The sequence below is a fragment of the Ruegeria sp. HKCCA6837 genome (assembly GCF_013034475.1).
Lineage (GTDB): Bacteria > Pseudomonadota > Alphaproteobacteria > Rhodobacterales > Rhodobacteraceae > Ruegeria.
Map to the genome: position 1 here is coordinate 82,928 of NZ_WQGD01000016.1, position 19,158 is coordinate 102,085.

Annotated in this window: 19 protein-coding genes; 14 read left to right on the top strand and 5 right to left on the bottom strand. The window is 55.5% G+C overall.

Annotation, left to right across the window (positions count from 1 at the left end; translation table 11 throughout):
* Nucleotides 1-227 precede the first annotated feature (227 nt).
* On the top strand, nt 228-1,337 hold the full coding sequence (locus GOV91_RS18575) for a transporter (RefSeq protein WP_170417865.1): 1,110 nt from the start codon (nt 228-230) through the stop codon (nt 1,335-1,337).
* Nucleotides 1,338-1,341: 4 nt separating this feature from the next.
* On the opposite strand, the gene GOV91_RS18580 is transcribed toward GOV91_RS18575, so the two are convergent.
* Entirely contained in the window at nt 1,342-2,007 is a 666-nt protein-coding gene (locus GOV91_RS18580) for a hypothetical protein (protein WP_050605729.1), read from the bottom strand.
* 230 nt (nt 2,008-2,237) lie between these two features.
* Here GOV91_RS18580 and GOV91_RS18585 point away from each other — a divergent pair, with 230 nt between their 5' ends.
* A complete protein-coding gene (locus GOV91_RS18585) occupies nt 2,238-3,293 on the top strand; it encodes a tyrosine-type recombinase/integrase (protein WP_170417862.1) in 1,056 nt (351 codons plus the stop codon).
* Between the two features lie 54 nt (nt 3,294-3,347).
* On the opposite strand, the gene GOV91_RS18590 is transcribed toward GOV91_RS18585, so the two are convergent.
* Together GOV91_RS18590 and GOV91_RS18595 are read right to left on the bottom strand one after the other, a co-directional pair.
* Entirely contained in the window at nt 3,348-3,692 is a 345-nt protein-coding gene (locus GOV91_RS18590; protein ID WP_170417859.1) for a type II toxin-antitoxin system RelE/ParE family toxin, read from the bottom strand.
* A complete protein-coding gene (locus GOV91_RS18595) occupies nt 3,689-3,946 on the bottom strand; it encodes a type II toxin-antitoxin system ParD family antitoxin (protein WP_170417856.1) in 258 nt (85 codons plus the stop codon). The genes GOV91_RS18590 and GOV91_RS18595 overlap by 4 nt, the downstream gene beginning before the upstream one ends.
* An 836-nt stretch (nt 3,947-4,782) precedes the next feature.
* Between GOV91_RS18595 and repA the strand changes: the two genes are divergently transcribed.
* The 5 genes from repA (at nt 4,783) to GOV91_RS18620 (ending at nt 11,423) form a co-directional block, all read left to right on the top strand.
* Nucleotides 4,783-5,967, top strand: a complete 1,185-nt coding sequence (gene repA, locus GOV91_RS18600; RefSeq protein ID WP_170417853.1) for a plasmid partitioning protein RepA — start codon at nt 4,783-4,785, stop codon at nt 5,965-5,967.
* Complete coding sequence (gene repB, locus GOV91_RS18605) at nt 5,967-6,935, top strand: plasmid partitioning protein RepB (RefSeq protein WP_170417850.1); 969 nt, start codon at nt 5,967-5,969, stop codon at nt 6,933-6,935. Before repA ends, repB begins: the two co-directional genes overlap by 1 nt.
* 177 nt (nt 6,936-7,112) lie before the next feature.
* Nucleotides 7,113-8,168, top strand: coding sequence for a helix-turn-helix domain-containing protein (locus GOV91_RS18610; RefSeq protein WP_170417847.1), 1,056 nt, complete (start codon nt 7,113-7,115; stop codon nt 8,166-8,168).
* A 154-nt stretch (nt 8,169-8,322) separates the two neighbouring features.
* A complete protein-coding gene (locus GOV91_RS18615; protein ID WP_170417844.1) occupies nt 8,323-9,432 on the top strand; it encodes a Fic family protein in 1,110 nt (369 codons plus the stop codon).
* A gap of 329 nt (nt 9,433-9,761) precedes the next feature.
* The gene (locus GOV91_RS18620; protein WP_170417841.1) at nt 9,762-11,423 is read left to right on the top strand and encodes a caspase family protein; all 1,662 of its coding nucleotides are present in this window, start codon (nt 9,762-9,764) and stop codon (nt 11,421-11,423) included.
* A 122-nt stretch (nt 11,424-11,545) separates the two neighbouring features.
* Here the strand turns inward: GOV91_RS18620 and GOV91_RS18625 are convergent, their stop codons facing one another.
* On the bottom strand, nt 11,546-12,178 hold the full coding sequence (locus GOV91_RS18625) for a tyrosine-type recombinase/integrase (protein WP_093037018.1): 633 nt from the start codon (nt 12,176-12,178) through the stop codon (nt 11,546-11,548).
* A gap of 520 nt (nt 12,179-12,698) precedes the next feature.
* On the opposite strand from GOV91_RS18625, the gene GOV91_RS18630 reads away from it, so the two are divergent.
* The 4 genes from GOV91_RS18630 to GOV91_RS18645 are packed head-to-tail and all read left to right on the top strand — an operon-like array spanning nt 12,699 to nt 16,619.
* Nucleotides 12,699-13,757, top strand: a complete 1,059-nt coding sequence (locus GOV91_RS18630; protein ID WP_170417838.1) for an ABC transporter substrate-binding protein — start codon at nt 12,699-12,701, stop codon at nt 13,755-13,757.
* 60 nt (nt 13,758-13,817) lie between these two features.
* On the top strand, nt 13,818-14,906 hold the full coding sequence (locus tag GOV91_RS18635; RefSeq protein WP_170417835.1) for an ABC transporter ATP-binding protein: 1,089 nt from the start codon (nt 13,818-13,820) through the stop codon (nt 14,904-14,906).
* Nucleotides 14,903-15,805, top strand: coding sequence for an ABC transporter permease (locus GOV91_RS18640; protein WP_170417832.1), 903 nt, complete (start codon nt 14,903-14,905; stop codon nt 15,803-15,805). The genes GOV91_RS18635 and GOV91_RS18640 overlap by 4 nt, the downstream gene beginning before the upstream one ends.
* A 10-nt stretch (nt 15,806-15,815) precedes the next feature.
* Complete coding sequence (locus GOV91_RS18645) at nt 15,816-16,619, top strand: ABC transporter permease (protein ID WP_170417829.1); 804 nt, start codon at nt 15,816-15,818, stop codon at nt 16,617-16,619.
* Nucleotides 16,620-16,627: 8 nt separating this feature from the next.
* Here GOV91_RS18645 and GOV91_RS18650 read toward each other — a convergent pair whose 3' ends face one another.
* Nucleotides 16,628-17,335, bottom strand: coding sequence for an IclR family transcriptional regulator (locus GOV91_RS18650; RefSeq protein WP_170417827.1), 708 nt, complete (start codon nt 17,333-17,335; stop codon nt 16,628-16,630).
* A gap of 178 nt (nt 17,336-17,513) precedes the next feature.
* On the opposite strand from GOV91_RS18650, the gene GOV91_RS18655 reads away from it, so the two are divergent.
* The 3 genes from GOV91_RS18655 to GOV91_RS18665 form a co-directional block, all read left to right on the top strand.
* Complete coding sequence (locus GOV91_RS18655; RefSeq protein WP_170474326.1) at nt 17,514-18,191, top strand: arginase family protein; 678 nt, start codon at nt 17,514-17,516, stop codon at nt 18,189-18,191.
* Nucleotides 18,184-18,858 (top strand): hypothetical protein, encoded by a 675-nt coding sequence (locus GOV91_RS18660; RefSeq protein WP_170417821.1) that lies wholly within the window; start codon nt 18,184-18,186, stop codon nt 18,856-18,858. The genes GOV91_RS18655 and GOV91_RS18660 overlap by 8 nt, the downstream gene beginning before the upstream one ends.
* Nucleotides 18,858-19,158: arginase family protein (locus tag GOV91_RS18665; RefSeq protein WP_171236534.1), on the top strand; the 301-nt coding region annotated here is incomplete at its 3' end. The genes GOV91_RS18660 and GOV91_RS18665, both read left to right, overlap by 1 nt.

Here is a 19,158-nt window from a genome sequence, read left to right on the forward strand (position 1 = left end):
TCCGGATTTCCGGTTTTGCGGCCTTGTCCGACAATCCAGCGCTGGAGGGTCAAGCGCATTATTGCCGCACCCCCTTCGGCTGATGCATGCTTGACGAGCGCAAATCTGGCCGGCGGCCTTGACCTTCCAGCGCTGGAGACCCCCACCATTTCGACTTCACCGATGGACGTACCGAACACTTTGTTTTCAGGGCAGGGACTCAGGAAACAAACGAACACGAGGGCATCATGACACGGAGCAACAGCAAGATTACGTGCGTCTGGCAACGCCTCCAGGCTGTAATACTGGCTGGGGGGCTGAGCCTTGGGTCAACTGCCATGGCCCAACCGGAAACCCGTCCGGCTGACAACGTGGCGATGAACCCGCAAGCCTCCAGCAACATGTCAGGTATGGGAAGCATGTCCAGGATGATGCGCCCCGACGCGGTGCCGCCAACGGGTGTCGTTGGCGGTATGCATCCACCCGAGGGTGTTTTGATGCCTGTGTTCTCTTACATGAACATGGAGATGGACGGGAATCGTACCGGAACGCAGTCGCTGTCTACCTCGAACGTTCTGTCGCAGTATCCGATCGCGCCGCTCAGCATGAGCATGAACATGGCGATGGTCGGCCTGATGTACGGTGTGACCGACGAGATCTCGGTGATGGCGATGCTGCCCTATACCCGCAAGACGATGAAGCACCAGACCCGCATGGGCCAGACCTTTAAGACCAGGGCACAGGGGTTTGGCGATCTGAAGATCATCGGCGGATATGATATCTACAAATCCGACGGGCAGGTGCTGGAACTATCTCTTGGCCTCAGTCTGCCGACTGGCTCGATAGACGAGACCGACACCACGCCAGCTGGGCCGGACCAGCTGCTGCCCTACCCCATGCAACTGGGTTCAGGCACCTACGACCTGCTGCCGGGCGTCACCTATACGGGCCAGAACGCGGATTGGTCTTGGGGCGCCCAGCTGGCCGCCGTGATCCGGATGGGTGAGAATGATGCCGGTTACACCTTGGGTGACGTCTATTCAGCAACAGTTTGGGGTGCACGGCGCTGGAATGACCAGTTCAGCTCCTCGTTGCGGGTGGTCGGCGACATCGTGGAAAACATTGACGGGTCGGATGCGCGCCTGAACCCAGGCATGGTGCCCACCGCTGATCCGACCCTGCGCGGCGGCCAGTTTCTGAGTATCGGAATCGGAGTGAATTACCTTGTGCCGGGGTCGGGCGTTTTGGCGGGCACGCGCCTGGGTATCGAGGGCGTGATCCCTGTGTATCAAGATCTGGATGGGCCCCAGCTTGAACGCGATTACGCAGTCTCCTTCGCGATACGCAGGGCGTTCTGACCCTTCAGCCCCAAACCGACTGTAAACGGACAATCAGCGCCGCCGCGGTGGTCAGAACGACCACTGACACCGCCATCAGTAGCAGGGCCAATGTCACAGGTCCGCCGCGCCCAGGTACGCGACGTGCCAGTTGGGCTGCAAATCCAGTACCGTGGGCGATCTGGCTCTGAACGACGGATAGGTATAGCGGCAGCGCTCCGACCAGCGTGGCGTACAGGTAAACGCCTGAGATGTTCTCGAAGTAGGCGGAGCGTACCAGCGTCGGACCGACTACCCGCAACGCCACTACGGGATCACCGCCGAAAGACCCGAACCAGTCTGCCGAAAGCGCGTAGATCAGCGCGTGCAGCGCGATGAACAGGACGGCCCGTAGCAGCAGGTCAATTAGCAGATACCGGGCCGGGATGGCCCCCCTGCCCCGCGCCCTTACCCCAACGGCGAAAAGAAAAAAGCTGAGATAATTTAAAAGGAAAACGACCGGCAACCCATTCGTCACCACCTGACGCAAAAACCGAACAAACGCGGGACCACTGTTCAGGAGGTGCGTCGCAAAGCCCGGCGTGCGCAAAACGAAGATGGCCAACAGCGGAAACAACGCAAGGCAACTGACGATCAGCGTGTTTCTGGCAAACTTCCAGAAAGGCAATTCAGTGGCAAAATATCTGTTCATTTCATTTAGTTTGCCAACGGTTCCAGCGCAATGTCGATGCCAATTGGTTTACAGACCTGCGACAGAACCTCCGATTTTATTATTCCGCAAGCCCTCTACCTACTTTACGCGCAAAATCTGTTACTTTTGCTCGTTACTTTTGTTGCGCTATCAGTTTCAAGTTACACTCGATAAGTATCCCTTATCAAGTATAATTGATTTTGCGGGAAAATGGGCGCAGAGTGGGCCGTATGAGCACCCCTGAGCCCTATCTCCCCGCCCCCTCCCCTGCCCTGTCGCAGTCTGACCAGGACGCCCTGACCGATCTCTATGTCCGCGGCACACCCGCCAACACGCTCAGGGCCTATGAGCGCGATTTGCTCTATGTAACGGCCTGGAAGGCAGCACGGTTCGGAGTGCCGTTGGACTGGCCCGAGAGCGAGGCCACAGCGCTGGCCTTCATTCTCGATCACGCCCGCGATCTGGGAGATGCCGCGCCCGAGGATGTCGCGCGTCAGAGTGCCGAGATGTTGATCGCGCAAGGGCTACGCAAGTCCCTCGCCTGCCCGGCCCCTTCTACGCTGGACCGGCGCATCGCCTCCTGGCTGGCCTTTCATCGAATGAAGAACCTGACCAGCCCTTTTGATGCGCCGCAGGTGAAGCAGGCCCGTGCCAAGGCGCGCCGCGCCGCCGCCCGGCCCCCTGCCCCAAAATCGCAGCAACCGATTACCCGCGATGTGCTCGAGCAGTTGCTGTCCACTTGTCGGGGGTCCCGGCGGGATTGCCGCGACCGCGCCATCTTGATGCTGGGTTGGGCTTCGGGTGGTAGACGGCGCTCGGAGATCACCGGGTTGATGTTTGAAGACGTCTCGCTGAAGGAGTTCGACGAGAAAAGCCTGGTTTGGATTTCACTGCTGGAGACCAAGACGACAACCAAAGGTGAAACGCCGCGGCTGGTGTTGAAAGGCCGCGCAGCCCAAGCGCTGGCCCATTGGATCGAGGTGGGTGAGATTCAGGACGGCCCCTTGTTCCGGCCTGTTTCAAAAGCCGATCGGGTGTTAACCCGCCGCCTCAGCCCGGATGCCATCGCGCAGATCGTCAAGCGTCGGGCGAAACTGGCGGGCCTGCCGGACGGGTTCGCTTCCCCCCATGGGCTGCGCTCGGGCTTCCTGACCCAGGCCGCGCTGGACGGCGCCCCGATCCAGGCCGCGATGCGCCTCTCCCTGCATCGCTCCATGGCCCAGGCGCAGAAATACTACGACGATGTGGACATCGCGGATAACCCGGCGACTGATCTACTGGGGTGAGTAGTTACTGACTATTTAATAATCCCCGCTTGAGGGAAACTCCGGCTGCTGTGCCTATGTCTTGTTTCCTGTCGCATCTGTTAACGTGGCCAGCGCGGAAACATGTCGCGGCAGATCGCAACGGGAATGCAGGATATCAACAATGATCACCGCGTCCGGCTGATCCAGATAAACCAGGAAATGCTCTCCTGCGCGCACATATCTGAGATCCGCCGCCTCTTCGACCAATATAGAACAACTTCGGCTGGCCACCCTGCCCTCTGTGATGGCCTGACAGCGCGCTATTAGTTCTTGTTCATAAAGATCGGCTTGATGCGATCCAAACTTGTCGATGGTCCATCGGGCAATTTCCACCAGGCTGGATTCAGCGCGGCGTGTCAGTCGAAAGGGTCTGGTCACGCCTTGGCTCGTGCCCTTGCAAAGGCACGACGGATCGCATCCGAACCCCTGCCTTCTGCCAAATCTCCGGCCTGAGCCTGCGCTACACCCTCCTGCAAGCCTTGTTTGAGAGACTCCAGCCCCGCTTCTTCCCGCTCCAAAAGCCGAAGGCCGGCGCGCAACGCTTCACTGGCGTTCTGATATCGACCGGACGCAACCAGATTCTGCACCAGTTGATCCTGCGATTCTGTAAGTACAACATTGCGGGTTACCATGGCGTAAGCCTCCTTTTTGGCAATATATGCCAACGAGACCGTCTGTTCAACGATTGAGGAGCCCAAAATCACTAATTCGAGCAAGCTGGTTTTATGGACGCTAATGGGACGTGAACACACGGATCATGTCTGTGATCCCATATGAATCCAATGACGGTAGAGACTTGCGTCAAAAGCCGCGCCGCGCAAGCACAGCTGCACTGGATCGAGGACAGTTCCGTGTTCCGTCGCAACTTACAGGCGCACAATTCCCGAAACCCCGCCCTCACGGTATGCCATTTCTTGGGCAATTGGCGAGCGGCTGACTCTAGCCGGAATGTTCGCGTGTTTTCCTCTGCGCACGGGCTGAGCTCGGTGTATCTGACCCAGATCGCCATGCCATTCTCACCGCATCGTACTCCCGTACTGGCGCAGAAGTATTGTTACGAAGTTGGTATCGCAGAAAACTCGATAACGAAATTGTTGGTGAGAGAATTTGACCAATCAGCTCAACTAGCTCCCTGCCCTTCCCAATTGCGCAATTTGCGCCAAAAGCCGTTCGGCCTTCACTCCAACTCCATGCTAGAGGCGTTCTACTCAAAGCGGAGCATAGGGAGGAGTTTTACAGGAATGCCTTCGCATGCCTACGTTAGAACTTCATCGACTGAAAGAACCCATGATCCCGCTCAACCGAGTTTACAACTGTAAACCACCCTGCTCTGATGCAAAGCGTATGTAGTCCTCCGCGTTGGAAAACCTACAATATAGGCGAAAATCCTTGACTTAGTGCTATGAATCACGGCTGTTTATCTCAAGTGGCGCAAAAATGACCACATTCTTTAATTTGAGGCAACTACATGATTCCCGTGACACCACTTGCGGCAGAAAGACCATCGGCACTCGCCACGGAAATATCTGAGAGATTAAACTCGGCTATCCGGGAACATCTACTTGCTGCATTTGCCCCCGACAACACCAAATCACTGCGAAATTTTGCAGCGCCAGAAGCTGCTGAACTCTTAGGAGTCTCAGGTCAATTCATGCGCAAAGTCCACGCAGAGGGAACGATTCCTGAACCGAATGACGTACGCAGCGGTAGGCGTTACTATACTGCCCAAGAACTTTGGGAGGCTCGCGAAACGCTTGAGAAAACCTCACGCAAAAAAGGGCGCTATGTCCCTCGCCGGACTGAAGGAGAAAAGCTCCAAGTCTGGCAGTTGATGAACTTCAAAGGCGGCAGCAGTAAGAGCACCACAACAATTCACTTGGCTCACTATTTTGCGCTTCGCGGTTACCGTGTGCTGGCTGTTGATCTGGATCCTCAAGGCTCTCTTACATCCATGTGCGGCATAAGCCCCGAAATAGAGTTTGACGGGCTGACGATTTACGATGCTATTCGATATGAAGATCCGGTAGATATGGCGGACGTCGTGCTTCCGACGTACTTCCCCGGTCTCTCTGTGGCTCCGTCACGGCTTGTTCTTTCCGAATTTGAGACAGAATCTGCCGTTCACTCCAACCCAGACCATCCGTTCTTTACAAGAATACGGAATGCCCTGGCCCAGGTGGAAGGAGATTTTGACCTTGTTCTGATTGATAGCCCACCTCAGCTAGGATTCTTGACAATTGCTGGGATGGCGGCCGCCAGTTCATTGCTTGTGCCACTTACACCTTCGATGCTGGACGTGTCTTCGACGGCTCAATTTCTCGAACTCGCTGGTGCTTACATGGCAGTCATTGAAGATGCCGGCGCTACGCTCGAATACGACAACTTCAAATTCCTGATAACGCGTGACGAGCCAACAGACGTACCGTCTCAACAACTGGCTTCGTTCATGCGGGCACTGTTTCAGGATCGCGTTATGTCAGCCACAGCCCTCAAAAGCACCGCGGTCAGTGACGCCACAATGCTCAAACAATCAATTTACGAAGTCGTGCGGTCAGAAATGACACGCGCAACTTATGATCGGGCAAAGAACTCAATGGATGCGATCGGCTCTGAGGTAGAGCAAATGATCCATCAAGCATGGGGACGCAGCTAATGGCTAGAAAGTCGCTTCAGGAGATGTCGGGGATCGCAAACACCATCGCGCGCTCTGGCCCCAAGGCCATCGATAAAACTCCAAAACCCAATGCCCCTGCTCTTGGTGCGCTTCAGGGCTCTCTTGCCGCAATCAGGGAAATTGACCCTGCTCTGATCGACGACTGGGGGCCTGCCGATAGGCTCGGTGAGTTTACAGCTGTAAACATTGACGAAGAAGACGATAGTTTTGAAAGCTTGATGTCGAGTATACAAGACGGTGGCCAACAAGTTCCCATTCTTGTCAGAAGATCGAAATCCGACGGTCGATACGAGGCAATTTATGGACGGAGGAGGCTCAAAGCCTGTCGTGAACTTGGTATTAAAGTCCGCGCCAATGTTCAGGATATCGACGATGCTTCAGCGCTTCTCGCCAAAGGGCTTGAGAATGCTGCGAGGCGCAATCTTTCCTTCTACGAGAAAGCACGTTTCGCCGAGGCGATCCTGACTTCCGGGCATGACACGGCAACGGTGCGGCAAGTATTGAACGTTTCGAAATCAGGGCTGTCTCACCTGACAAAAATTACGCAACATGTTCCTGCAAAGATTGGTGACATGATCGGCGCAGCCCCAAAATCAGGCCGCCCAAAATGGACCGTGCTTGCAGAGCACTTCGTTGCAGGCAAGCTAGCGGAAGATGAAGCTGCAAATCTTCTTGCAACCATTGAGCCATCGATGTCGTCAGATGATCGGCTGGAAATGCTCCTAAAAGCAGCTGCCAAACGCGGTGCAAGACAAAGAGAAGGTGCAGCCGAACTCAACCCAATCGAAGGCGTTACAATCAAATCTACCAACGGATCACTAACTGTTTCGGTCAAAAGGACCGGAGCTAACGCTGGCTTCGCTAGCTGGTTGGACGAAAACATGGCTGAAATCATTAAGCGCTCACACGCTGAGTTTACAGCTGTAAACGCCAAGAAAAAGAACTGAGGACGAGCAGAAAGGAGGAAGGCAAACAAACAAAACCCCCGAAACCGGAGCTTCGAGGGCTGCTGCGCAAAGCGCAATTCTTAGATTAGACACCTAGAATCTAGCAGCACCCGAATCGCCACACAAGAAAAAACGCTCTTGAGCGAACGGGTAATTTTTGTCTGCCGATAGATAATCATGAAAACACTAACAGCATTGGCTCCAATTGGAGCGACCTTGTCGGGAACGGCAGGGCAGGGGAACAGTACGCCCAAAAAATGGATACTTCTTCGCGCCGTTGAAGAGGCCAGAGAACCTCTTGGGTTAAAATCCACAACTCTCAATGTCCTGAGAGCGATGGTTTCCTTTATGGGCGGTGATCAGATTGCTGCGGACCAGGATGATCATCACATCTGTTTCGCGTCCAACGCGGCGATAGCCAAACGAACTCATGTCAGCGTGCAGACAGTTGAGCGTCATATCTCGACGCTGGTGGACCTTGGACTTATCCGCCGCGTCATGAGCGCAAACGGTAAGCGATGGGCGCGCCGGGATCGCCAGGGCAGGGTGGTCACCGCAACTGGGCTCTCCTTGATGCCTTTGTCTGAACGGCACGCTGAGTTCATTCAGGAAGCCCAGAGGCATGCTGATCGCGTTCTCGAGTTCACTGTACTCCGTGACAAAGTTTCCGCCGCTCTGGCGCGCCTTAAGGAACTCGTAGCAAATGACACCGCGATCTCTGATTTGGTGACCACCGTACGCAATGCTCTGCGTCGCAAACCAGATGCGAATGTACTCAGCGAGCTGTTGGCAGAAATCTCTGTGGAAATCTCCGAGATAACACAGACTGATACAGAAAATTTGAGGGCCAGTGACAGTGAAATTGAGGGGCACAAAGAGGACTCTTTGAATCCGGAAGTTAAGAAAGAAAAGCTTTCTCAGATTCAGGTTTCTCCAGACCAAATGGAGCGCAGTTTTCCACGGCTATGCTCAGAACTACGCTTTGCAAAAGATCAGCACCACTGTGATCGGCTTATGGATGATATCGCCGAGTATCTACGGCTTGGCCAAACCTGGTATGCAATGAAATCAACTTTTGGCCCAGCTATTCGCTTCATTGTTCTCGGATACATCTTTCAACGTGCTGAGAACATACAATCTCCAGGGGCTTACCTGATTTCGTTGCTGGCCAAGATCGAAAAGGGCGAATTGTCTCCAAAGGCAATGCTCTCGCGGACATCCAATGCTACGTAAATTTGGGGAAACAGGATGAAATTTACCGTTTTCAGATTACACCTCCAAGTGATGACTGGATCGAAGGGTCTGAAAAAGGTGAGCTATAGGATTGACCTCTATAAATCACGCAACCATAAATAGTGAGTTATAGAAAGGAAGCTTATACCTCACGATGTGGAACTGGCAGAACCCTGACTGGCCTACCTTTCGTTACGACGCCGCAAGACTCGAACCATACGAGCAACAGTTCCTGTTGTCCTCAGGGGAAGTTCTTGGAGCGGTTCATCATGTGAACACATCGGATCGAGATCAATTGCGTATCGACCTGCTAAGCGAAGAAGCAATGAAGACCAGCGCGATCGAAGGTGAGATGCTGGATCGTCTCAGCGTGCAATCTTCCTTGCGCCGACATCTTGGACTGGCTCCCGACAGCTATCCATCCAAACCGCGCGAGCAGGGCGTTTCTGAAATGATGGTGGATGTTTATTCCAACTATTCGGAACCACTGTCACACGACACCCTGTTTCGGTGGCATGACATGCTTCTGTCCCATGACAGGCATCTGGAAACGATTGGATCATACCGGAGCCATGAGGATGCGATGCAAATCGTCTCAGGCAGGCTCGACCGCCCAACGGTGCATTTCGAAGCTCCACCTTCACATCAGGTTCCGGCTGAAATGGACCAGTTCGTAGCCTGGTTCAACCGGACCGCACCGGATGGTCCCGAACCATTGCGCGCACTGATCCGGGCCGGTTTGAGCCATCTGTATTTCGAGAGCATTCATCCCTTTGAGGACGGCAATGGCCGGTTGGGTAGGGCGCTGGCTGAAAAGTCCTTGGCCCAGAATATCGGTCAGCCAAGTCTGATTGCCCTTGCTTTCACGATCGAGCGAGAGCGGAAGGCTTACTACGACCAACTCGAACGCCATCAAAAGACGCTGGAAGTCACACCGTGGCTCGTCTGGTTTGCCGAAACTGTCCTTACAGCACAGCAGGTGACGCTTGAGCGGGTTGGTTTCTTTATTTCCAAGACGCACTTCTATGATCGGTACCGTGATCAGTTCAACACTCGCCAAAGCAAGGTAATCGCCCGTTTGTTCAAGGCTGGGCCGGATGGGTTCACAGGGGGATTGAGCGCTGAGAACTATATCTCGATCACGGGAACATCGCGCGCCACAGCAACGCGGGATCTCCAGAACCTGGTAGAGAAGGGCGCTTTGATCCGAACGGGTGAACTCCGGTACACGCGATATTGGTTAAAGCTAGATCGGGACGGGTAGGGGGCTGAAGTACGGCACGAAGCGCGGGAAGTGGAAGTTCGCTGCAGTCGCTACGCATGCTCGCAGGAAATGCGGAAGCTGACGTTTAGATAGCTTCCCAAGCGAGCATCTTTCTGTCCCGCCGCAAGGCGGCTCCGAGTTCGTACTTCATATGAATGGTCCATGCCGAAACTGGCGCAATGGGCGGGAAACGAACCTTCGTCGTGTCAATCCCGAACTCCGCTATGCGGCCTAAGCCGAGCTAGAGCTTGTCCACGCCGGTCATATTGATTGAATTCCGAAAGTGTGGAAACGTTCATATGGTAGACGCGTTAACGGCGATATTTCACATGAAGCGTATCCTGTTCTCAGTTGTGTTTTGTTTTCTGCCTGCGATGGTGCTGGCGGACAAAGTTGCCTTGGTAATTGGCAATGCGAACTACCAACATGTCAGCAATCTCAAAAACCCGTCGAATGATGCGATCGACATTGCAGAGGCATTGCGCAGGATCGGGTTTGAGGTCACAACAGGTCTTGATCTGGATTACCGCGACATGCGCCTTGCCATACGTGACTTTGGAGAAAAGGCAAAAAACGCCGAGTCGGTCATCGTATACTTCGCCGGCCACGGCATCGAGTTGGACAACACGAACTTCCTGATCCCTGTCAGTGCGGAACTGCGGAGCGACCGTGACATCGAACTCGAGGCAATCCGCCTCAACACATTGATTAGCTCCATCGCGGGCGCACCCGGCTTGAAGATCGTGTTGGTTGACGCCTGCCGCAACAATCCATTCCTCGCGACTATGGAGCGCACAAACAGCACCCGCTCAATTGGACGCGGACTTGCACGTATCGATCCGGGAGGTGTGTTGGTTGGATATGCTGCAAGGAGCGGAACGCTGGCGCTTGACGGCGATGGCCGCAACAGCCCCTATGCTCAGGCTCTGCTCAACCACATCGAGGAACCCGGACTTGAGATTGGCAAGTTGTTTCGGCGAGTCCGCGACAGGGTTTACACTCTGACAGAAGGCTATCAGGAGCCATTTACTTATGGCTCGCTTCCCGCCAGAGACATTTTTCTTGTTCCAGATGCGGCTGCAGGCTCGACGCCAGAGGAAGAAATTGAGCGTGTCGAAGACCAGATTTATGCGGACTTTGAACTTGCGCGTTCGCTCGGAAGGCTTGATGCGATCGAGATGTTTCTGGAGCGATACGAAGGCGAAAGGGATCATTTTGCAGTCGCGCTCGCCCTTTCGTTGCGGGACGACTTGCTTGCTGAGCACCAGAAGGACGAAGTGCCGGGCAACAGTAGTACTGCGCGAGACAAAGTAGCAGCTCTTGTGCCGACATCGCCTCAAAGCGCGAAGGATGATACAGAGACGCGCAGCCTGATCCGTGATATACAAACTGAGCTAAATCGCGTTGGCTGCAGCGCTGGCACAGCGGACGGTGTTGCGGGCCCACGCACGAGATCTGCTTTCTCTCGGTATATCAGCGCTAGAGAGAATCTTGGACTGACGCCTGAGAGCCTCGAGACCAGTGAAACTCTTGCCGCACTTCGAGGAGAGCAAGGAAGAGTCTGTAATCAGTTGGTCGCGCCGTCTTTCGCGACTTTTGATGGTGACTACATTGTCTTAATCAGACGCAGATGGGACGATGATTATTGGCAAACAACCAGTCGGCCCGACAAGGCCTATTTCCCCGGAAAAATCGAGCCACTTGCAGCCTTGCGCATCAATCGCAATGGAGACAAGCTGACCTTGCTATCTGCCCAAGGCTTTGCGGCCGAAGGGCCTTGGTTTAGGGACTTCACTGGCAAATTCGATGACTCCGGTCAGTTGAAATTGCGCTTCACATTGAGTTCGCATTTCGGGCAGGCGACACCCTATAAGGTCAATATAAGCGTCAAACTGCCCGAAGGACTTTCGCCAGGAAGAAGGCTTGTCTACGAGCCGCGCAGGATTGACGGGCAGTTTTTTCTGAATTTTCTAATACGCCGTGTCAGTTGAAACTTTAAAGCGATGTCCTTGCCTGCTCCGCAAGAAGACCGTCGCTCTGGGCTCCTCGTCGCTGTTCGCCGCAGATTTCGCCAAGGTCTTGTTTGGGCCGTCCGCGAAGACGGCCCAAGTTGTTAGATTTCAATGGCCTCTGCGATCGCAAGCGCATCTTCCAGCTCAACACCGAGATACCGGACGGTGCTGTCCATCTTGGTGTGCCCAAGTAGCAGCTGGACCGCCCGCAGGTTGCCGGTCTTCTTGTAGATCTGTGTGACTTTTGTCCTCCGCATCGAATGCGTTCCGTATGCACTGGCCTCCAGACCGATCGACGTGACCCAATCCCGGACGATCCGGGCGTACTGGCGTGTCGAGATGTGCAAGCGTTCATGGAAACGACCCGGCCATAGGTACTCCGAGCCGACCATGAGCTCATCTTCCATCCACTTTTCAACCGAGGCGCGTGTGCCTTCGGAGATTTCAAAACGAACCGGCTTCTGCGTTTTGCTTTGCAACACCGAAGCTCGTTCCTTGATCTGGCCGGACGCCATCACGTCGACGACTTTCATCTTCACGAGATCGCAGCCACGCAGTTTGCTGTCGATTGCCATATTGAACAGCGCCAGGTCCCGATGGTTCTCGGCGAGTTCAAGTCGAACACGGATTGCCCAGACGTGTTTTGGTTTCAGTGGCCGTTTTTGCCCAACGATGCGCCCTTTGTTCCAAGCCGGGCGAAGCGCACGAATGGCCGGTAAGTTTGGTGTTTCCATGACTGATCCTCCGATCCGCCATGCCCTCCCACAACGACAACCTGACGTTGACGATGCCTCCATATCACGGGATGCTGCGTCGCATCCGAGGTCGGGGCTGAGCCCAAATTGACCAATTCTGTCGTCAGGATCAATTGGCGCATACTGTCAAGAAGCTGCCACTCAAATTCGCGGATCAACGCAAAGCGAGTGAGAGTTTGCGGTCCGCACGTTCCACCAAATGCTTCAATCGGTGGCAGTTAACTTCGGGTCAGACGAAGATCGCTTCAGACGCCATATGTGCAAGATCGAACCCAGATGAATGCTGCACCAATGCGCGAATTGCGAGATTTTCCAGGCTCTGATGCTCAGGAAACGGGAGTGTGAATCCTACGGGGCAAAAGAATCCTTGACCAATTCCAACATCAGCTCTAGTAAAACTGAAATGACGTTTTGCTAGATGAAACGATTGCGAATGATTATGTGGAGCCGCGCATGTCGCGAAGCCACAAACCAACCAACAGTTCGGGAGGAGCCTGACATGATGAAAGATAACCAAAAACTGAAGCTCACCACGGCGCTAGTGGCAGGTGGCCTGGCCATTGCTTCGCCTGCCTTTGCCGAGGGAGAGGTCGTGTTTGCGTCCTGGGGAGGCTCGTTTCAGGATGCCTTGCGCTCAGCCATGCTGGAACCTGCCGCTGGTGCGCTGAATATCACTGTCAAGGAAGATACGACAAACGGCATTCAGGACGTGCGCGCGCAGATCACGGCGGGTGCCGTTGCATGGGACGTTACAGAACAGGATTTGCCTTCGTGTGAAACCCTGAGCCGGGAAGGCAGCCTTGAGCCGATCGACTATTCGATTGTTGACACCACAGGCATTCCGAAAGAGCTGATCCATGACAATTACATCGGCTTCATCAACTTCACCAAGGTGATTGCCTATCGCAAGGATGCATTTGGCGACAATGGCCCGTCCAATTGGGCAGAGTTCTGGGATCTGGAAAACTTCCCCGGCAAGCGCGGTATGCACGGCAAGGTGAACTATAACCTCGAAGCCGCGCTCATGGCGGATGGTGTGCCGATGGCCGAGATCTATGACACGTTGGCCACGAATGAGGGCAAGGCGCGCGCATGGGACAAGCTGGGTGAGATTGCCCCCGAAGTTACCGTTTGGTATCGCGGCGGGTCGCAATCGGCGCAGTTGCTGCGTGACGGCGAAGTGGACGTGATCCATATGGGCCATAACCGCGTAGAAAGCGTGATCGCGTCGGGCATTGATGTGGCCTATGCCTTTGATGGCGGCACGATGGACGTGGACTGCTTGTTGGTTCCCAAGGGGGCTCCGAATAAAGACAACGCGATGCGCCTTATCAACGAATTGCTGAGCGCCGAAGCACAGGCGAGGCTGGCGGTGACCATGCCGTTGGGTCCGGTGAATTCGGGTGCCTTCGGCACCGGGATAATCTCGGATGAGATGGCAGTGAAGGTCAACACACATCCCGACAACTATGGCAAGCAGCTTCTGGTCGATCCGAACTTTTACATCGGCCAGCTGGGCGAGTTGACCGAAGAGTTTGACACGCTGATCCAACAGTAAAAAATATCTGGGCGCGGCACATCTTGTGCTGCGCCCATTTTTGTCAGGTTAGGAGCCCCCATGTCACCTGCAGCCCACTCCCTTCCCATCGATATATCCAACCTGTGCAAGGCCTACGGATCGGTCAAAGCGCTGAATGACGTGTCTTTGAACATCGCCGCGGGCGAGTTCCTGACATTGCTGGGGCCATCAGGCTCCGGCAAGACGACGCTTTTGATGGCGCTGGCCGGATTTGTGCGTCCTGATGGCGGGTCGATCCGGTTTGGCGAACAGGAAATGATTGCAACGCCGCCCCACAAGCGCGGCCTTGGCATGGTGTTCCAAAGCTATGCGTTGTTTCCGTTCATGACGGTCGCAGAAAACGTGGCTTATCCGTTGAAAATTCGCGGGGTGTCCAAAAGCGATCAGAAGGCCCGCGCCGAGCGCGCGCTGGAGACCGTGCAGCTGGGCGGTTATGGCGACCGGCGCATCACGCAATTATCCGGGGGACAAAGACAGCGCGTGGCCCTTGCCCGCGCCATGGTTTTTGAGCCGCAGATCATTCTGATGGATGAGCCGTTGTCAGCGCTCGACAAGAAGTTGCGCGAACATATGCAAATCGAATTGAAGGCGCTGCATGAAAAGCTGGATGCAACTGTCGTTTACGTGACCCATGACCAGCGCGAAGCCCTGACGATGTCGGACCGGATTGCAGTGGTCAATCATGGGCGGATCGAACAGATCGCGACGCCTGAGCGGCTCTATCGCCAGCCGCATAGTTTCTTTGTGGCGGATTTTATCGGGGAATCCATTTCCCTGCCGGTTAGTGTAGCGAATGACACGGCGCAGCTTGGCGAGCGCGTTCTGAAATCCAATACGCCTATTGCGCTGGGCAGCGGAGGCCATCGTCTGATCATCCGGCCCGAGTTGCTGGAAGTCACAGCAGGCGCGGTGCCAGACGCCGCCAATGACCTGTCCGGCCAAGTGCATGACATCATTTATCAGGGCGACAGCGTTCTAGTGATCGTTCAGCACGACAGCGCTGGTCAGATCAATGTGCGTGTGCCTGCCAATCGCGCGGGCCAAACCGGGTTGCCGTCGAAGGGAGAGCAAATCGGCCTTGCCCTGCATCCCGAAGATACGATCATCGTACCGGAACATGTGGCATGAGTATCGCCGAGACGTATGAAGGTGCTGGGACTCTTCAGAATGCCAGCACGCTCAAATCCGAAGAACGCCGCGAAAAACTGACGTTTCTTGGGCTTTCGATGCCTGCGGTTTTGACGATCTTGATCGTCGTCTTCCTGCCGATTTTCTGGCTGTCTTCGCTGTCGTTTTTCAATGCGGCAGGCGAACTGAGCACGGAAAATTACACGCGCATCTTTAGTAGTGCTCTCTATCGGCGAACCTTTGTCGTCACGTTTCAGATCAGCATTGCCGTGACGGTGATTTGCGTCCTTCTCGGCTACCCGCTGTGCTACTGGCTGACAAAGATGCCGAACAAAACAGCGGCCATTCTGATGGTGTTTGTGCTGGTCCCCTTCTGGACCTCGGTTCTGGTGCGGACCTATGCGTGGCTGGTGCTTTTGCAGCGCAATGGGATCATCAATTCGTCGCTGATGTCACTTGGCATTATCGAAGAACCGCTGCAACTGGCGCACAATCTGACCGGCTCCATCATTGGCATGGTGCATATCATGCTGCCTTTTTTGGTTCTGCCGCTCTACGCCACTATGCGCAATATTGACGGCGACCTGGTCCGAGCCGCCGTGGGCCTTGGTTCCAGCCCGCGCGGGGCCTTTTGGCGGGTATTTTTCCCAATGTCCCTGCCGGGCCTTTTTGCCGGCATCGTGCTGGTTTTCATCCTGTCGCTTGGGTTCTTTGTCACACCGGCTTTGCTGGGCGGTGGCCGGGTTCAGATGCTGGCGCAGCGTATCGAAAGCACCATCACAGTCTATTCGAACTGGGGGGCCGCATCAGCCCTGGGCGTGGTCCTGCTGTTGCTGGCGCTGGCGATGATCTGGCTGATGAACCGTGTCTTCGGGCTCGACAAACTGTTTATGCGCTGAGGATCTGAAAATGGAACAAGTCGGACAACGTAAAATCGACGGCCTGTGGCTGACAGTGGTCGGCATTGCTGTGCTGTTCTTTCTCATCCTGCCCACGCTGATCGTTATCCCGATGTCGTTTTCGGGGGCATCCTATCTGGAATTCCCGCCGACATCGCTCTCGTTTCGCTGGTACGTGGCCTATGTCACGTCGCCGGAATGGATGAGCGCAACAAAGACCTCGCTGATCGCGGCGGCGCTGACCACGGCAATCGCGACGCCCCTGGGCTCACTTTGTGCCTATGGTCTGCATTGCTCTGCGCCTCGTATCAGGAGCGCGGCTCAAATCCTTGTGATCATGCCGATTGTCGTGCCAGTGATCCTGATCGCTGTTGGAGTGTTCAGCCTCTATGCCAAGCTGGGGCTCAATTACACACTGACCGGGATCGTGATCGCCCATACTGCGCTGGCGCTGCCATTCGTGATCGTGACGGTGATGTCGGGATTGCAGAATTATGATTTCGATCAGGAGCTTGCAGCGCGCAGCTTAGGGGCGTCCCGTGCATACGCATTGTGGACAATCACCGTACCGCAGGTGAAATTCTCGATCCAGACAGGGGCTTTTCTGGCATTTATCACGTCGCTGGACGAGGTTGTGATCTCGATGCTGGTCTCGGGCGGGGAAAACGCCACAATCACCCGGCGCATGTTCAATTCACTGCGTGATCAGCTTGATCCGACAATCGCGGCGATCTCGACCTGTCTGATTGTCGTGTCCATCACGGCGCTTATCGGTGTGCAGATGATCGGGCGTCGGAAAGACAAGGCACAATGATGCGGGTCTTATTTTTCGCCAAACTCCACCCGAATCTGGCGGGCGGCATCAAGGACCGCCGCGCGATACTTTTCGACGGCTGTGTCATTGAAGCGGACGCGCAGGCCGGACAAGCTGATCGCGCCCAGCAATTCATCTTCGAACCCAAGAACAGGAACCGACAGTCCGGCGACGTCAGGATCGCGTTCACCAAGGCTGAGATAATACCCGGCCTTTCGGATGCTGGCCGCCTGTTTTCCCTGCCGGATGGAATAAGCATCCAGCACCTGACCCGAAGAGCCCATGCTCAGCGGAATGATCTCGCCCTCCTGAACGTGATCCCGCGCAAGCCTTGGCGAATTGACCCGGTAGAGGCACACGCCAGAGTTGCCGCGTTGCACATAAAACGACGCACTTTCGCCGGTCGCATTCACCAAATTCGCAAGCACCGGTCGCACAATTGGCCCCATCCGCAGGTTTTGGCGAAACACGGATCCAAGACGCCACAAAGACGGCCCGAGGTGAAACAGACCCTCGGCGTCTCGCGTAATATGACCAAACTTTTCAAGCGACACGCTCAGACGCAGAATTGTCGCCTTGTTGACCCCGCTGCGGTCCGCAACCTCCTTCAAAGAGAGGCCTGCATCGCCCGGCTCAAAGATGTCCAGCACACGCAATGCGCGCTCTACCGCTTCGACACCACCATTGGCGTCAGGGGATCGGGGCTTGTCGGGCATAGGCAGACCTTTCGACGCAAATCCGTCGCTTTTTATAGCCGGTTTGAGCGCAATTGGAAATCGCAAATAACGAAGGCGTCTGGCAATGAATAGCGCGCGGAAACAAATGATAACAGCTGGTTATGCGGACCTTCCTTTTGGCATTCATTCGCAATGTAAGGCTGATTGTGTTGGGGTTATGGGCGTTCCGAGCGAAGTTAACACCGGGCCCCGATCCGGCACCTCTCTGGCACCCGATGCGCTGCGCAAAATGACTGCCCAACTTGGGATCGGACTGCCTGTAGATGGTCGGGATCTTGGCAATCTGGACCTGTCAGGGGATTGGCCTGCCGCGTTGGAACAACTTGTGACGCAAATGGTGGATCACGGTGTTGTACCCGTTGTCTTGGGTGGCGCGTCTGATGTCGCCTCGGGTGTGCTGGGGGCCTTGCCTGATCTGCCAGTTGTCGCGGCCATGCCGTTGGCCCGGCGTGATATCGCGACGCGAACAGCCAACACGATCTGGGTGGGATTGAACGGCGATCAACCTGCTGGTGTCTGGGATCTGATCAGCCAGCGCAAGATGGATTGGCGCACCGCGCGGCAGTTGGATGAAGGGCACGGCGACTATTCTGACACGCCCGAGCGCGCTGTCTTGTGGATCGACATATCGGTCATTGATCTGGGGCATGCAGCTGGCAGCGTCGGCCTAAATCCCGGCGGGATGAAACCTGAAACGCTGGTTTCCGTCATTGGTGCCATGTCCTGTAAATGGCAGGCGATTGTGATCACCGGCCTTGCGCCTGCGCGCGACACCAGGGGAATGTCGGAACTGGCGGCGATCGAAACCCTGAACGCGGCGTTGCACAATGAGTGAAGCGGCGCAAATACAGTTTGACGCGATCCCCAGTTTTCTGGGCGCATCCATTGGCGATCTGGAAGATCTCGTGCCCGGTCAGGTCGCGATTGCAGGCTATTTTTGTGACAATCTCGCCCGGCCATCGGCAGGGCAACGCTATCTCGCGCGCCAGCTTCGGTATGCGTCCTGCCCCACAGTAACACCCGCGAATGCAATTGACCTTGGGGACGTGAACGTCTTTCCGCTAGAACCTGACAAGCATTTTCTCGCAGTTGCCTCGCAATGTGAATCGGTTCTTGAAACCGGTGCCCGCATGGTGTTGGTAGGCGGCGATTCCAGCGGTTTGGAAGCGCTTGACGTCGCCGCAAGACAGGTCACAGGTGCGGATGTTCCCATCATTGGGGTCAATGGCGGCGCAGTGAGCCATTTGCCCCGCACCCAACCGGTCATCCTGTCTGTGGATTTACAAGAGCTTGCGGGCAAATGGGTATCGCACCCGCATCGCCTGACGGGAATGTCACCAGCACAAATGATCGCGCAAATTGACGCCACCCCGGGCGATACCATCGCGGCTGCGGTTTTTGGGCTTGCCCCGGAACTGGACAACCGTGGCAAGGCTGAAACCCGCGCTGCACTGGCGATCCTGCAAGCGGTCACAGCTCGTCTTGAGAAAGGAGCAGGCTGATGCCTCTACGTTCGGCCCCGTTGCCGCGCATGGCAGGGCATCTGTCGTTCATGCGCTCTCAGACCAAAGCAATCGGCGACGTCCGGTCTGGAGATCTGGCCGTACTGGGCATCCCGTTTGAAGATACAAACGCACCTCATGCAGGGCAATCTCTGGCGCCGCGTGCATTACGCGAAACCTCGGTCTATTTCGGTTGGCACGCAAATCCACAATTCAGTCACCCCGTAGATATCGATGCGCGTCAGGATATCAGTACCGATGGCCTGCACGAGCGGCTTTGTGATCTCGGAGATATTGCAC

Coding starts and splice junctions, on each gene's coding strand:
- GOV91_RS18575 (WP_170417865.1), top strand. CDS start 228: ATGACACGGAGCAACAGCAAGATTACGTGCGTCTGGCAACGCCTCCAG.
- GOV91_RS18580 (WP_050605729.1), bottom strand. CDS start 2,007: ATGAACAGATATTTTGCCACTGAATTGCCTTTCTGGAAGTTTGCCAGA.
- GOV91_RS18585 (WP_170417862.1), top strand. CDS start 2,238: ATGAGCACCCCTGAGCCCTATCTCCCCGCCCCCTCCCCTGCCCTGTCG.
- GOV91_RS18595 (WP_170417856.1), bottom strand. CDS start 3,946: ATGGTAACCCGCAATGTTGTACTTACAGAATCGCAGGATCAACTGGTG.
- repA (WP_170417853.1), top strand. CDS start 4,783: ATGATTCCCGTGACACCACTTGCGGCAGAAAGACCATCGGCACTCGCC.
- repB (WP_170417850.1), top strand. CDS start 5,967: ATGGCTAGAAAGTCGCTTCAGGAGATGTCGGGGATCGCAAACACCATC.
- GOV91_RS18610 (WP_170417847.1), top strand. CDS start 7,113: ATGAAAACACTAACAGCATTGGCTCCAATTGGAGCGACCTTGTCGGGA.
- GOV91_RS18615 (WP_170417844.1), top strand. CDS start 8,323: ATGTGGAACTGGCAGAACCCTGACTGGCCTACCTTTCGTTACGACGCC.
- GOV91_RS18620 (WP_170417841.1), top strand. CDS start 9,762: ATGAAGCGTATCCTGTTCTCAGTTGTGTTTTGTTTTCTGCCTGCGATG.
- GOV91_RS18625 (WP_093037018.1), bottom strand. CDS start 12,178: ATGGAAACACCAAACTTACCGGCCATTCGTGCGCTTCGCCCGGCTTGG.
- GOV91_RS18630 (WP_170417838.1), top strand. CDS start 12,699: ATGATGAAAGATAACCAAAAACTGAAGCTCACCACGGCGCTAGTGGCA.
- GOV91_RS18635 (WP_170417835.1), top strand. CDS start 13,818: ATGTCACCTGCAGCCCACTCCCTTCCCATCGATATATCCAACCTGTGC.
- GOV91_RS18640 (WP_170417832.1), top strand. CDS start 14,903: ATGAGTATCGCCGAGACGTATGAAGGTGCTGGGACTCTTCAGAATGCC.
- GOV91_RS18645 (WP_170417829.1), top strand. CDS start 15,816: ATGGAACAAGTCGGACAACGTAAAATCGACGGCCTGTGGCTGACAGTG.
- GOV91_RS18650 (WP_170417827.1), bottom strand. CDS start 17,335: ATGCCCGACAAGCCCCGATCCCCTGACGCCAATGGTGGTGTCGAAGCG.
- GOV91_RS18655 (WP_170474326.1), top strand. CDS start 17,514: ATGGGCGTTCCGAGCGAAGTTAACACCGGGCCCCGATCCGGCACCTCT.
- GOV91_RS18660 (WP_170417821.1), top strand. CDS start 18,184: ATGAGTGAAGCGGCGCAAATACAGTTTGACGCGATCCCCAGTTTTCTG.